This window comes from Vibrio ponticus, from assembly GCF_009938225.1.
In the GTDB taxonomy this organism is placed as follows: Bacteria; Pseudomonadota; Gammaproteobacteria; order Enterobacterales; family Vibrionaceae; genus Vibrio; species Vibrio ponticus.
The window spans coordinates 457,509-472,241 of record NZ_AP019657.1 but is presented as its reverse complement, the minus strand read 5'-3'; the positions used below and the strand labels follow the sequence as shown (position 1 = coordinate 472,241).

Sequence of the window (14,733 nt, the reverse complement as noted above, 5' to 3'; positions counted from 1 at the left end):
ATTCGGTCTACTTAGTACCGAAAATCTTGTCACCTGCGTCGCCTAGACCCGGAACGATGTAACCTTTATCGTTTAGCTTCTCATCGATAGCTGCCGTGTAAAGTTCTACGTCTGGGTGTGCACGCTCAAGTGCTTCGATACCTTCTGGTGCTGCTACAAGTACAAGTACTTTGATTGCCTGACAACCTTTCTCTTTAAGAAGGTCGATGGTTGCAATCATAGAACCACCCGTTGCAAGCATTGGGTCAACAACTAGCGCGATACGCTCGTCAATGTTAGAAGCAAGCTTATTAAAGTAAGGTACTGGCTCAAGTGTCTCTTCATCACGGTAAATACCTACCACACTGATACGTGCGCTTGGCATGTGCTCTAGTACACCGTCCATCATGCCAAGACCTGCACGTAGGATAGGCACTACAGTTACTTTTTTACCTTTGATTTGATCAACTTCTACTGGACCATTCCAGCCTTCAATGGTTACTTTCTCGGTTTCAAAATCCGCGGTTGCTTCATAAGTTAGTAGACTACCAACTTCTGTCGCTAATTCACGGAAGCGCTTTGTGCTGATGTCACCTTCTCTCATTAGACCAATTTTGTGTTTAACAAGCGGGTGTTTAACTTCAACAACTTTCATGTCCATCTCCGGCTTTTTAGTATTTTTTAAACAAACCTTCAGATTATATACGATTTCATTCTGTTTTTCTTGATCTAGGGTAAGAGAAAAAACTTGCGCAAACGTTTGCTATTGCACTTTATCCACTGTTAGAATAGCGCCGTTTTCTCATATCCAATTGACTAGACCGAGGACTTCCCGTGAGTGGCAATAACACATCTCTTAGCTATAAAGACGCTGGCGTTGATATTGATGCAGGTAACGCACTTGTTGATCGTATCAAAGGTGCCGTAAAACGTACTCGTCGCCCTGAAGTAATGGGTGGTATTGGTGGCTTTGGTGCCCTATGTGAACTGCCAACCAAATATAAGCAACCAGTGCTAGTCTCTGGCACTGATGGCGTCGGCACTAAACTGCGCCTAGCGTTGGATATGAACAAGCACGACACCATCGGTATCGACCTTGTGGCAATGTGTGTTAATGACCTTATCGTACAAGGTGCTGAGCCACTATTCTTTCTTGACTACTACGCGACAGGCAAACTCGACGTTGATACAGCCGCTGACGTAGTGTCTGGTATTGCCGAAGGCTGTGTACAAGCTGGTTGTGCGCTTATCGGTGGTGAAACGGCTGAAATGCCGGGTATGTATGAAGGTGAAGACTATGACGTCGCTGGCTTCTGTGTTGGTGTGGTTGAAAAAGAAGACATTATCGACGGCACTAAAGTAGCCGCTGGTGACGCGCTTATCGCTGTTGGTTCAAGTGGTCCTCACTCAAATGGCTACTCACTGGTACGCAAAATTCTTGAAGTGTCTGGCGCAGACAAAAATCAAGAGCTAGAAGGTCGCACGATTGGTGAACACCTACTAGAACCAACCAAAATTTATATCAAATCAGCGCTTAAGATGATCGAAAAGCATGACATCCATGCAATTTCGCACATCACTGGCGGTGGTTTCTGGGAAAATATCCCACGCGTATTGCCTGAAGGCACCAAAGCCGTTATCGATGGCAACAGCTGGGAATGGCCAGTCATCTTTAAGTGGCTACAAGAACAAGGCAATGTGACCACGCACGAAATGTACCGCACCTTTAACTGTGGTGTCGGTCTTATCGTTGCACTACCCGCTGAGCAAGCTGATGCAGCGGTAGAACTGCTTCAGCAAGAAGGCGAAAATGCTTGGGTTATTGGTACCATTGCACCAGCACAAGCAGATGAAGAGCAAGTAGAGATCAACTAAGTTATGAAGAGTATTGTTGTTTTAGTATCCGGAAACGGTACCAACCTGCAAGCGATTATCGACGCCTGCGAAAGCACGATTACGAATGGTAAAGTGACGGCGGTTTTCTCTAATAAAGTGGAAGCCTACGCACTTGAACGTGCAAAAATCGCAGGAGCGGCAGGCGTGTTTCTAGACCCTAAAGCATTCGATACTCGTGACGCATTTGACCATGAGCTAATGCGCCAAATGGATGAGTTTAAACCTGATTTAGTCATCCTTGCTGGCTATATGCGTATCTTAAGTGGCGAGTTTGTGCGCCACTATTTAGGTCGTATGATCAATATCCACCCTTCTCTACTGCCTAAGTACCCTGGTCTAAATACTTACCAGCGAGCGATCCACGCCGGTGACGAAGAGCACGGTACAAGTGTTCACTTCGTCACTGAGCAACTCGATGGCGGTCCAGTGATTTTGCAAGCAAAAGTGCCAATTTTCGACGAAGATAACGTCGAATCACTCACTGAACGCGTGCAAAATCAAGAACACCGCATCTACCCTATGGTCGCCAAGTGGTTTGTGGACGATCGTCTAGAAATGCGTGAAGGCAAAGCCTACCTAGACGGCGAACAGCTCGGCATCCACGGCTACGCAACGGAATAAAAACAGAACGCAAGCTCACGGATGACGGAACGCTGCGCTACGGAATGAAGGCGCTGTGAGAATGTCGCTTAACGATCACGACTATATTAGACGAGAGTCTGAGTTTATCTCGACTCTCGTTTTCTTCCGCTAATTTCTTTACCCCGCATCCCACATCCGTATTCTCGATTCCATTTCATTAATCCCCCGTTCATTTTCCTTCGGTTAATCTGGCTTATGTGATCTTCCCTTCACAGCCAATAACTAGAGGTATTTATGGATATCAAATCATTGCTTAATCAGGCGCTTAATTCCGATGTGGTTCGCCAAGGGCAACAACAACTCAAAAGCGCATCAACATCAAATACTCTAAAATCTCTTGGTGCTGGGGCGGTTGGCGGCGGACTGGTCAACCTACTTATGGGCTCAAAAAAGAGTAAAAAGATCGGTAAAAAAGTCGGCAAAAATGCACTTAAAGTCGGTGGTGCAGCCGCTCTAGGCGCGCTGGCTTACAAGGTATATAACGATTGGCAGGGCAAACAATCCAATCCGCAAGCAGCACCAGAAGCCTTTGATGCCAACGACACTGTCCATGATCAACTTATTCTCAAAGCAATGATTGCCGCAGCCAAAGCCGATGGGCATGTTGACCAAGCTGAAATGGCGCATATTGAATCAGCAATGGAACAAGCAGGTGCTGATCCGCAGTTGCAAGCCCTGATCCATGCAGAGCTCAACAAACCGCTCGACCCAACTCAAATCGCTCAACTGGCTCGTACTCCGCAACAAGCATCAGAAGTGTATCTTGCATCACTGATCGTGGTTGATGAGCAGAACTTTATGGAAAGAGCCTATCTGCAAGAGTTAGCCAAACAACTTAACCTTGCACCAGAAGTCACTCAGCAATTAGAACTGCAACTGAATCGCTAGAACTGAATAACTACAGCTCAATAAATAAGGCTCAATAAGTAAGGCTGAATAACAAAACTGGGCAATATAGCAGCAAACCTAAACCGGCTTTGAGTTAGCGCAATCTCAAGCGTTTATCAGGCTTTGAACTTAACCAATAGAAACAGTATAGTGAGAGAAGTTCTCATTTATAGTGGAAGTAATACGATGAAAGTTTACGATTGTTGTGATTTGGTACGCGAGCTTTACGCACAAATTGGTAGTGGTGACCAAGGCTATATTCCTCAGGCTATTACCTGTGCCGTACGCACGCTAAACGAAATTGCCGCCGATACTAATCTAGATATGCAAGTTCGTGAAAAAGCGGCTTTCGCGGCGGCTAACCTTCTTATCTCTGACTTTGAGGACTAAGCATGGATCTCAGCAAATTTGAGAGCATGGACCCGATCATGCTAATGAGCATTGTTAACTTGAAACTGCGTGATGACTTCGCTGGCGATCTGGATGAGTTAGTAAAGTTTTTTGATATCGACCGTCAGGCGCTAGAGGCAAAACTCGCCACGGCTGGCTTTGAGTTTCTACCTGACGCTGGTCAGTTCCGCTAAGTTCGTTCAAAGCTTTACTGAATAGAAACAAAAAACCGCCTCTCGGCGGTTTTTTTAGATTCAGATTTTATCAGCGATTAGAAATCGTCTTCATCTTCTTCGTCAGCTTCTGCTGCAAGTGCTGCTTCGCTGCGGCGACGCATTGCTGCTGCTTTACGCTCTGCTGCTTCACGCTCTTGACGCTCATTGCGCTCTGCACGTTGATCCGCTTTACGCTCGTTGCGTTTAACTTGGTTCTCAACGAATTGTGCTAGCTCTTTTTCAGCCCACTCTTGTGCAAGTGCTTCAGTTTCAAAACCTTGTTCACGCTTTGATACTACTTGCTTACGAGAAGTTACTTGGCGAGTGATCTCTGCACACCAACCGTTACGCTTTTCTGATACGCGAATTGCAAACTTTTTACTTGTGGTCATAGTCTTTGCTCTAATGAATTATTAACAATGACTTCGCCTGCTGCATTCCCGCTCAGCTAAGTCGATCATTCCCCTCCTTTGGGGCGGCGTATTAGAGCACAAACCGCGCTCTCAATCTAGCCATGCGCCATTTTTCTTCATATTAGTCGCGACGCTACGACCGGAATCGAAAAGAGAAGCCGCCATTGCGATTGCGTTGGCGGCTCATTTGCTAGCGGTTACTACGAACAGTTAACCCATCTCTAACTTAACCTAGGTTCTTGCGCGCATTTTGGAACATGCGCATCCAAGCACCATTCTCACCCCAGCTATCTGGATGCCATGAGTTTGCCACAGTGCGGAATACACGTTCTGGGTGTGGCATCATGATCGTCACTCGACCATCTTGAGTGGTTAGACCCGTGATAGCGTTTGGTGAGCCATTCGGGTTATTAGGGTATTGCTGAGTTGGATTACCAAAATTATCCACGTAACGCACAGCAACCGTTCCTGAAGCTTCAAGCGCCGCAAGATGCTGCGTATCACGTACTTCTACACGACCTTCGCCATGTGATACCGCGATTGGCATACGAGAGCCAGCCATACCATCAAAGAATACCGAGTCCGACTTCTGAACTTCAACCAAGCTAAAGCGCGCTTCAAAACGTTCTGATTCGTTGCGAACAAAACGCGGCCACAACTCAGCACCCGGAATCAACTCTTTTAAGTTAGACAGCATCTGACAGCCATTACACACACCGAGTGAGAAAGTATCTTGACGGTTAAAGAAGCTTTCAAACTGCTCACGTGCTTGGGCATTGAATAGAATCGACTTCGCCCAACCTTCACCAGCACCTAATACGTCACCGTATGAGAAGCCGCCACACGCAACTAGACCGTTATATTCATCCAGTACCGCTTGTCCGCTAAGAATGTCGCTCATGTGCACATCAGTGGCTTCAAAGCCTGCACGGTCAAACGCAGCGGCCATTTCTACATGCGAGTTGACACCTTGCTCACGCAGGATTGCCATTCTTGGCTTGCTACCTTTCGCTATGTAAGGCGCAGCAATATCTTCGTTTACATCAAAGCTCAGCGACACATTCAAACCTAGGTCCGAGTTATCTTTCTTCGCCGCAAATTCTTGGTCAGCACAAGCAGGGTTATCACGAAGTGCTTGCATCTTATGTGTGGTCTCAGCCCAAATAGTGCGAAGGTCGGTACGTGAACGCTCAACCAATACCGTCTCACCGGAAGTGATGGTAATCGAATCTGACGCTTCCACCTCACCGATTACGTGTGAACACGTTTCAAGACCATTCGCTGCCAGAGTTGAAAGTACCGCATCTAGGTCGTCATTTTTAACCTGAACAACCGCACCCAACTCTTCGTTAAATAGTGCCGCCAGTGTGTCTTCACCCAGCGCCGCGATATCGGCTTTCACGCCACAGTGACCCGCAAACGCCATTTCAGCTAGAGTCACAAACAGACCGCCATCGCCCTTATCGTGGTAAGCCACCAGCTTGTCATCACGCACTAAGCTTTGCATCGCATTAAAGAAGCCTTTTAGCTGCTCTGCGCTATCAACATCAGCAGGTTTATCACCCAACTGCTTATAAACCTGTGCGAGTGCCGTCGCACCTAGGCGGTTTTTACCGTTGCCTAGGTCGACAAGAACAAGTGAAGTATTACCTTTATCGATACGAAGCTGAGGCGTCACCGTCTTACGTACATCCTCTACTCGACCGAAGGCAGTGATGACAAGAGATAAAGGAGAAGTAACTTCTTTGTTTTCACCGTTCTCTTCCCATTTAGTCTTCATCGACATTGAGTCTTTACCCACAGGGATAGTGAGACCTAATGCAGGACAAAGCTCTTCACCCACGGCTTTTACCGCTTCGTAAAGACCGGCATCTTCACCAGGGTGACCCGCAGGAGACATCCAGTTAGCCGACAATTTAATGTGTTTAATATCGCCAATATCCGTCGCAGCAATGTTGGTTAATGACTCACCAACCGCTAGACGAGCAGAAGCGCCAAAATCAAGCAGAGCCACAGGTGTACGCTCACCCATCGACATTGCTTCACCATGGTATGAATCATAGCTTGCCGCGGTTACTGCGCAGTTTGCTACCGGCACCTGCCATGGACCAACCATTTGGTCACGTGCCACTAAACCGGTGACAGAACGGTCACCAATGGTGATTAGGAAAGTTTTTTCTGCCACAGTCGGTAGACGCAATACGCGGTTAACTGCATCGTTGATCTCAATGCCGTCGCGGCTGATCGCTGGGCTGTCGACTTTTAGCGTTGTCGCATCACGGTGCATCTTCGGTGGCTTGCCAAGCAGAATGTCCATTGGCATATCAATTGGCGTATTGTCGAAGTGTGAATCTTCTAGAGTTAGATGACGCTCTTCCGTCGCTTCACCCACCACCGCATACGGAGCACGCTCACGCTTACAGATGGCATCAAATACTGCCATATTTTCTGGCGCAACCGCCATTACGTAACGCTCTTGTGATTCGTTACACCAAATCTCAAGTGGGCTCATGCCCGGTTCATCGTTTGGTACATCGCGTAACTGGAATTTACCGCCACGCTCACCATCGTCAACAAGCTCTGGCAACGCGTTTGAAATGCCGCCTGCACCCACATCGTGGATAAAGGCAATCGGGTTTTGCTCACCAAGTTGCCAACAACGGTCAATCACTTCCTGACAGCGGCGCTCCATCTCTGGGTTTTCACGCTGTACCGATGCAAAGTCGAGATCTTCAGCCGATTGACCCGATGCCATTGAAGATGCAGCCCCGCCACCCAGACCGATGTTCATCGCAGGACCGCCTAGCACGATAAGTTTCGCGCCTACTGGGATCTCTTTCTTCTGCACGTGTTGGTCACGGATATTACCTAGACCACCAGCAATCATGATTGGCTTGTGGTAACCACGCACTTCCTCACCAGCATGCGAAGTCACTTTTTCTTCGTAAGTACGGAAGTAACCGAGTAGGTTTGGACGACCAAATTCGTTATTAAATGCCGCGCCACCCAGTGGACCTTCTAACATAATGTCGAGTGCGTTTACGATGCGTCCTGGCTTACCAAAATCGGTTTCCCATGGCTGTTCAAAACCAGGAATACGTAGGTTTGATGTAGTAAAACCGACCAGACCCGCTTTTGGCTTACCGCCAATACCTGTTGCGCCCTCATCGCGGACTTCACCACCTGAACCGGTTGAAGCACCTGGCCATGGCGAAATTGCCGTTGGGTGGTTATGGGTTTCCACCTTCATCAAGATGTGCGCATCTTCGTGATGGTAGTTGTACTGACGTGTTTGCGGATCAGGGAAGAAGCGACCAACTTTAGAACCCACCATAACCGCTGCGTTATCTTTGTAGGCAGATAACACGTGATCTGGCGTCGTCTCGAAAGTGTTCTTGATCATCTTAAATAGCGACTTCTCTTGCTCGACGCCATCGATAGTCCAATCGGCATTAAAGATTTTATGACGACAGTGCTCTGAGTTCGCCTGCGCAAACATCATCAGCTCGATATCATTTGGGTTACGACCAAGCTTAGTGAAGTTCTCCACCAAGTAATCAATCTCATCTTCTGCCAGAGCAAGACCTAGGGAAACGTTTGCCTCTTCAAGCGCAAGACGACCACCGGCTAAGATATCAACATGCGCCACAGGCGCTGGCTCAGAGACCTTAAACAGCGCATCAGCCGCTTCCAGTTCCGTGAACACTGTTTCCATCATGCGATCATGAATAAGCGCTTTCACAGCGTCGATTTGCTGCGCCGAAAGCGCAACTGACGATTCGATATAGTAAGCCGTACCGCGCTCTAGACGTTTTACTTTGTCCAGACCACAGTTACGCGCGATATCCGTCGATTTTGAAGACCAAGGCGAGATAGTGCCAGGGCGTGGCGTCACCAACAACAGCAGACCTTGCGGCTCGTGCTCTTCGATAGTTGGTCCATAGGTAAGAAGCTTCTCAAGCTTATCTAATTCAGACGCATCTAAATCAGCGCTTAAATTAGCAAAGTGCATAAACTCTGCGTAAATATCGTTCACAGGCAACTGCTGTTCACGGCAAAGTTCTAGTAGTTTGTTAACACGAAACTCGGAAAGAGCTGGGGAGCCACGCAAAATTCTCATGTGCTTAGGTCTCTCTGCAATTGATTAAGGTGATATTGGAATAAATTCAGTTAGTTAGAATATAAAAACTGATAACCCATACCAATTTCACCTCGGGTTGCGGGCGCATTATAAAGGATTTATTTTTGTGATGTAACATCAAAAGCAAACGTTTGCTTTATTTTTTTGTCAAATTTGAATTACAGCCCACTGCTGAAAATTCAAGCGCGGCTCATCACCCCAGTCACCGCCTTGCCTGAGGCACTTTTGGGGGACAAAAAACATCACGTGAAATTTTTTCGCATCGAACAGAAAAACTAAGCCGCCCTCGCGAACACTTCAGCTTTACTTTGCCTCGCCCGCCTACTCTGATATAAATGCGGTACATGAAGTACGAGACACTATGAATGAGTAGCCAATTTCTAATAAAAGCACGCACATACATCCTGCTTACCATCAGCGCAGTTATGTTGGTGGGTTGTCAGATCGAGTCTGCCCCTAAAAGCGATTTAGATCAGATTCGTGAGCGCGGCGTATTGCGTGTCGGCACATTAAACAACCAACTTTCATATTACATCGGTCCCGATGGTCCGGCGGGTTTGGATTATGAAATAGCGCGTCAGTTCGCAGAAGAGCTGGGCGTTCGCCTTGAAATGAAACCTGCCTATCAAATCTCTAACCTTTATCCTGCATTGGAAAATGGCGAGATTGATATTATCGCCGCTGGTTTGACCCAATCCCCTGAGCGCATCAAACGCTTTCGACCAGCGCCAGCTTATTATTACGTCAGCCAACAGCTCATTTACAAGAAAGGTCAGTGGCGTCCACGCAACCTTGATCAGTTACTGAAAAAACAAACAGAACTGGTTGAAGAAAATAACGGTGAACCTGTCGTTACCATCGTGGGAGATTCCCACTTCAATCAAACCCTAAGTAAGATCAAAAGTGACCATCCTGAGTTTCAATTTAAGATTGATCAGTCAGCTGATGTGAGCGATCTGCTTAAACAAGTTTCACAAGGTAAGATTCTATTTACTGTCGCAGACTCGGTTGAGGTGTCACTTTCTCAACGTATCTATCCCGATATCGCTACTGCGTTTGAATTGACTGAAGACCAACCAACCTCTTGGTTCTTACGCCGCTCTGATGATGAAAGCCTATACGCGATGGTGATTGAGTTTTTCGGCAACCTAAAACAATCGGATCATCTTGCTCAGCTAGAAGAAAAATACATTGGTCATATTGGCAGCTTTGATTACGTCGACACGCGCGCCTTTATTCGCGCTCTGGATGACAAGCTACCAAAGTGGGCACCACTATTTAAAGAGTATTCAGAAGAGTTCGACTGGCGCCTCATTGCTGCCTTGGCGTACCAAGAATCACACTGGAACCCAATTGCCCGCTCACCAACTGGGGTGCGTGGCATGATGATGCTTACGTTACCTACAGCGAAAAGCGTTGGCGTAACCAACCGTCTAGATCCGGAACAATCGGTTAAAGGTGGCGTGGAGTACTTACGCCGCATGGTTAACCGCATTCCGGATTCAATTGACCAACATGAGAAAATTTGGTTTGCCCTTGCCTCTTACAACGTCGGTTATGGTCACGTCATGGATGCGCGTCGCTTAACCAAGAAACAAGGTGGCAACCCAGATCAATGGTCCGATGTAAAAGAGCGTTTACCACTGCTACGTCAGGCGAAATACCATCGCCAAACTCGTTATGGTTATGCTCGTGGTGACGAAGCGTTGAATTACGTTGAGAACATCCGTCGCTACTACCAGAGCATTATTGGTCATATCGAGCAGCAAACACCTGATGAAGGTGACGTAGATATTAATGATTTAACCGTGATTGAGATCGACCCAGCACTACTCTCTGCAGCCGAAAGTACTCTCTCTGGCGCAGCTTCAAGTGCGACGTCAGCGGCAGTCTCTGCGGCAGAAGCCACATCGGCAGCGACCCCAGCAAAACCGGTAAGCGCAACCGATAAAACCAACTAAAATATTGGTTTCATATCCTAAATCAAGGGAAGTCTCGATTTGTAGAGATTTCCCTTGAATTTCTCCCCACAAACCATACATACTCACTGCCCTTTCAGAGTTGATATACCTAATCGGTATTTCGCCACTGATATTCAAATCCAATGAAATGTACCCAAACTGTTTGCAAAACCAGTTCGGCAAGTTGTGCGCAAGTCCTAGCAAATAAAGGGATTGATAGCGTGCAATAACGACACTGACAGAGCAAATAGAGAGGGAAAGAAACTAATTCTCATCGCAGTTGGGTGAGAATTTTCGGTTTTAACCGGTATGCAATTCGTATAATTTGGAGGTTGTTTTATGCGAAAACGTAGCATGCAATCAAAACGCCTTAAAAAGACTGTTTCCGCTAACCGCCGTAAACGCAAGCTAGCTAATAACAAGAAAAAGGTGATTGCCCGCCATCGTGCATTTGTGCAATTGTCTAACCACTAATCTAGTCAGTGGTTTAGCAAGACGTTAGCAAACATAGCCCTATGTTTGCTAACGGTAGTTTGCTAACTAAAAACTAGTTATTTTCGCCCTTACTGCCCTTTTCCTGCTTCAACGCTTTAATTTCTTTACGACGACGTTTAAAGAAGGCTTGTAACTGTTCACGGCACTCATCTTCCAATAAACCACGTTCTACCGTGGCATAGTGATACGCGGCTTGATGCTCAAACAAGTTCAGTACGGTACCAGCAGCACCTGCTTTTAAATCCGGCGCGCCAAAGACAATCCGTTTAACGCGGCTATGAAGCAATGCCCCTGCGCACATTGGACAAGGCTCTAACGTGACATACAGCGTGGTATCAAGTAGACGATAGTTCTCTAAGGTTTGCCCTGCTTTGCGCAGTGTTTGCACCTCCGCGTGTGCGGTTGCATCATGGCTACCAATCGATTGATTCCAACCTTCAGCAATCACTTGACCATCTTTCACCAACACCGCACCAACTGGCACCTCACCTTCTTGCTCTGCTTGCGCTGCCAACGCCATTGCGCGACGCATAAATTGCTCATCGAGCGCGGAAAACTGCTCTGCCAATCTGGGCTCCCAATAGAAAATAGCGAAAATGGATAAAAAAATAGGTATGCCGCGAAGCATACCTAATCTTTGCTATCAAACACAACTTAAGTCGTGCTATTCAGACGCGTCACCCACAGCAGGTGTGGCTTTAACACTCATAATCCGGTTGTGCTCCACCACGAGCACTTCAAACTGCCATTGTTGGTATGTAAACACCTCACCTTGCGCGGGCAAGCGACCAGCATGCCAAGTTAACCAACCATTAAGAGTTTGGAAGCCTTCTTCCTCACCATCAATTTCCGCCAGATCGAGTCGGTTTTTCAGCTCGCTAATCGGGATCAGCGCATCCAGTACCCAACCATTGTCAGATGGTTCTGCCCAAAGGTCATTTGGATTATTTGATAGTTCACCCGCAATCGCTTCAAGCACGTCATAGTGGGTCACAACACCTTGAATATCACCATATTCATCGACGATAAACGCCATCTCAGAACCTGATTCTTTGAAGTAAGTGAGCAGTCGCAAACCTTTCATCGATTCAGGAATGTAAACCGGCGCCTTACACAATCCAACAATAACCTGAACACTCAAGTTATTGGCTTGGTTCAATAACGCTTTCGCCGTCACGGTGCCGACCATCTTATCCATATGCCCTTGGCAAACCGGAAACACGCTGTGTTTGGTGGTGCGCAAGCGTTTAAGAAGTTGATCGATCGGCTGATCGATATCGAGGAAATCGATATCACGACGTGGCGTCATCAGCGAACTCACCAAGCGATCATCCAACTGGAGAATATTACGGATCATCTCTTGCTCACCCTGCTCAATCGCACCTGACTCGGAACCTTCGCGCACAATGGCGTGAATATCGTCTTCAGTCACGCTATCTTCTTGGTTCTTCTGTCCCATTAACTTGAGTAACGCTTCTGTCGACCATGATAGGAGCCATACAAATGGCGTGGTGAGCTTTGATACCCAGTAGATAGGCAATGCCACCAATACCGCAATGGTCTCTGCCTGAGACTGCGCAAAGCGCTTAGGCACCAACTCACCGACCACAATCGCGAAGTAAGTGATACCGACGACTACGATAAGCGTGGAAAGCACATTCGCCTGATCAGCTGGTAGGCCCCAGAGTTCCATTTGCTGTGCAAGCGGAGCCGATAACGTCGCTTCACCGACAATACCGCTGAGTAGACCAATGACCGTGATACCAATTTGAATCGTAGAGAGGAAGCGCGTGGGATTTTCTTTTAGATCAAGCGCGACTTGCGCTGCTTTGTGTTTTTCCGCTAAACGCTTTAATCGACTTGTTTTTGCAGCAACCAATGCGATTTCTGACATCGCAAAAAGACCGTTTAATACAATTAACCCTACTAAAAGCAGAATTTTCATAAATTTTATTTTTCCAGGAATAACGGCATTTGCCGCCGATTGCAGTGTATAGCGAGTTGCAGATAAAAAAAAGCCTACCCGTGTGGGTAGGCTTGTAACCATTTATGTCGCTTACATAGTGTAAGTGTATGGCGCTTGTACACCTAGTGGAATACCAAGCATCCAGTAAGCGATTAGGAAGATTGACCAACCAATTAGCATCGCGATAGAGAATGGCATCATTAGAGACGCTAGAGTACCGATACCTGTCGACTTCACGTAACGCTGACAGTAAACAACCACAAGTGGGAAGAATACCATTAGTGGTGAGATGATGTTCGATACAGAGTCACCCACGCGGTATGCAGCTTGAGATAGCTCAGGAGAGATACCAACAGCCATTAGCATTGGCACTAGGATTGGACCAATTAGCGCCCATTTCGCTGAAGATGAACCGATCAGTAGGTTTACAGAAGCCGTTAGAAGGATCATACCCACGATGGTTGCTTCACCAGGAAGGTTCATCGCTTTTAGACCTTCAGCACCGTATAGCGCAAGCATCGTGCCGATGTTTGACTGTGCAAATGCAGATAGGAACTGTGCACAGAAGAACGACATTACGATGTAAGCACCCATAGTCGACATTGTTGTCGCCATCGCTTTGATGATGTCGTTGCTGGTCTTGAATGTGCCAGACACTTTACCGTAAACGTAACCTGGAATGATAAACAGGATAAAGATTAGCGGTACGATAGACTTCATTAGTGGCGCAGAGAACGCTGTGATTTCGCCTTCAGGAGAACGTAGCGCTGATGTTTCAGGAATGATTGCTGCAATAAGTAGCGCAATACCTGCCATCATTGACCAACCCGCTGCGCGGAATGCTTTCGATTCTTCTTCAGTAAAAGTACCTAGATCCGGTGCTTTTTCTGCATCTTCATCAATTGGCGTACTCGCTAGGCGAGGCTCGATGATTTTCTCAGTTACGTACCAACCGATAAGGATGATTACGATAGAAGAAAGACCCGTAAAGAAGATGTTTGCTAGTGGGTTAACAATGTATTCAGGATCTAGGATCTGAGCAGATGTTTGCGTGAAACCTGCTAGTAGTGGATCGATACCTGATGGGATGAAGTTTGCAGAGAAACCGCCCGATACACCCGCAAATGCAGCAGCAATACCCGCTAGAGGGTGACGACCCGCCGCGTGGAAGATGATACCACCTAGAGGAATAACCAGTACGTAGCCCGCGTCAGCCGCTGTGTGCGATACGATAGCCACAAGGATTAGCATTGGCGTTAGCAGTTTAGCTGGCGTCACGTTCAGCATCTTCTTAAGACCTGTGGTGATAAAGCCAGAAGAGTCTGCAACACCAACACCTAGCATCGCTACCAGTACGATACCTAGTGGAGCAAAGCTAGTGAACGTTGTCACCATGTTTGCTAGGAAGCTTGCTAGCGCTTCACCTGTTAGCAGGTTGCTTACCGTTAGAGCATCACCAGTACGAGGGTTGATTAGATCGAACGTCACGTTCGACAAAAGAGCTGATGTTACCCATGTAATAATTAGAGCCCAGAAGAACAGGATCGCTGGATCTGGAATTTTGTTGCCGACGCGCTCAATCGCGTTTAGAAAGCGATCCATACCACTCGGCTTCGGTGATGGTGCTTTATTTACAGCTTGGTTACTCATGGTAATTCCGTTTGTGATGTTGTTTAGTCTGACCTGTAAAAATAGTTATAGCGGTCTATGTTCAGTTGAGCATTTTATTAAATACATCACACAAAAG

The 14,733-nt window shown here is 47.0% G+C and carries 13 protein-coding genes; 7 read left to right on the top strand and 6 right to left on the bottom strand.

Going from position 1 to position 14,733, the window contains the following annotated elements; genetic code table 11:
* Positions 1 to 7 precede the first annotated feature (7 nt).
* Positions 8 to 634 carry a uracil phosphoribosyltransferase gene (gene upp, locus GZN30_RS02085; RefSeq protein ID WP_075651764.1) on the bottom strand — a complete coding sequence of 209 codons (627 nt, stop codon included), beginning with the start codon at positions 632 to 634 and terminating at the stop codon, positions 8 to 10.
* Positions 635 to 813: 179 nt separating this feature from the next.
* Here upp and purM point away from each other — a divergent pair, with 179 nt between their 5' ends.
* From purM to GZN30_RS02060, 5 genes are all read left to right on the top strand, one after another.
* Positions 814 to 1,854 (top strand): phosphoribosylformylglycinamidine cyclo-ligase, encoded by a 1,041-nt coding sequence (purM, locus tag GZN30_RS02080; RefSeq protein WP_075651762.1) that lies wholly within the window; start codon positions 814 to 816, stop codon positions 1,852 to 1,854.
* 3 nt (positions 1,855 to 1,857) lie between these two features.
* Positions 1,858 to 2,496 (top strand): phosphoribosylglycinamide formyltransferase, encoded by a 639-nt coding sequence (gene purN, locus GZN30_RS02075; RefSeq protein ID WP_075651760.1) that lies wholly within the window; start codon positions 1,858 to 1,860, stop codon positions 2,494 to 2,496.
* A gap of 255 nt (positions 2,497 to 2,751) precedes the next feature.
* Positions 2,752 to 3,405, top strand: a complete 654-nt coding sequence (locus GZN30_RS02070; RefSeq protein ID WP_075651758.1) for a tellurite resistance TerB family protein — start codon at positions 2,752 to 2,754, stop codon at positions 3,403 to 3,405.
* 186 nt (positions 3,406 to 3,591) lie between these two features.
* On the top strand, positions 3,592 to 3,795 hold the full coding sequence (locus tag GZN30_RS02065; RefSeq protein WP_075651756.1) for a YaeP family protein: 204 nt from the start codon (positions 3,592 to 3,594) through the stop codon (positions 3,793 to 3,795).
* A gap of 2 nt (positions 3,796 to 3,797) precedes the next feature.
* Positions 3,798 to 3,989, top strand: a complete 192-nt coding sequence (locus GZN30_RS02060) for a DUF4250 domain-containing protein (RefSeq protein WP_075651754.1) — start codon at positions 3,798 to 3,800, stop codon at positions 3,987 to 3,989.
* Between the two features lie 77 nt (positions 3,990 to 4,066).
* Here the strand turns inward: GZN30_RS02060 and GZN30_RS02055 are convergent, their stop codons facing one another.
* Complete coding sequence (locus tag GZN30_RS02055) at positions 4,067 to 4,402, bottom strand: DUF3622 domain-containing protein (protein WP_075651752.1); 336 nt, start codon at positions 4,400 to 4,402, stop codon at positions 4,067 to 4,069.
* Positions 4,403 to 4,649: 247 nt separating this feature from the next.
* Complete coding sequence (purL, locus tag GZN30_RS02050; protein WP_075651750.1) at positions 4,650 to 8,543, bottom strand: phosphoribosylformylglycinamidine synthase; 3,894 nt, start codon at positions 8,541 to 8,543, stop codon at positions 4,650 to 4,652.
* A 386-nt stretch (positions 8,544 to 8,929) separates the two neighbouring features.
* On the opposite strand from purL, the gene mltF reads away from it, so the two are divergent.
* Positions 8,930 to 10,525 (top strand): membrane-bound lytic murein transglycosylase MltF, encoded by a 1,596-nt coding sequence (gene mltF, locus GZN30_RS02045; protein WP_075651748.1) that lies wholly within the window; start codon positions 8,930 to 8,932, stop codon positions 10,523 to 10,525.
* Between the two features lie 339 nt (positions 10,526 to 10,864).
* Positions 10,865 to 10,999 carry a hypothetical protein gene (locus GZN30_RS21420; protein ID WP_260338245.1) on the top strand — a complete coding sequence of 45 codons (135 nt, stop codon included), beginning with the start codon at positions 10,865 to 10,867 and terminating at the stop codon, positions 10,997 to 10,999.
* Between the two features lie 73 nt (positions 11,000 to 11,072).
* On the opposite strand, the gene tadA is transcribed toward GZN30_RS21420, so the two are convergent.
* From tadA to GZN30_RS02030, 3 genes are all read right to left on the bottom strand, one after another.
* Positions 11,073 to 11,648 carry a tRNA adenosine(34) deaminase TadA gene (tadA, locus tag GZN30_RS02040; RefSeq protein ID WP_083627205.1) on the bottom strand — a complete coding sequence of 192 codons (576 nt, stop codon included), beginning with the start codon at positions 11,646 to 11,648 and terminating at the stop codon, positions 11,073 to 11,075.
* Positions 11,649 to 11,684: 36 nt separating this feature from the next.
* Positions 11,685 to 12,965 (bottom strand): hemolysin family protein, encoded by a 1,281-nt coding sequence (locus tag GZN30_RS02035; RefSeq protein ID WP_075651745.1) that lies wholly within the window; start codon positions 12,963 to 12,965, stop codon positions 11,685 to 11,687.
* Positions 12,966 to 13,076: 111 nt separating this feature from the next.
* The gene (locus GZN30_RS02030) at positions 13,077 to 14,636 is read right to left on the bottom strand and encodes an AbgT family transporter (protein WP_075651743.1); all 1,560 of its coding nucleotides are present in this window, start codon (positions 14,634 to 14,636) and stop codon (positions 13,077 to 13,079) included.
* Between the last annotated feature and the right edge of the window lie 97 nt (positions 14,637 to 14,733).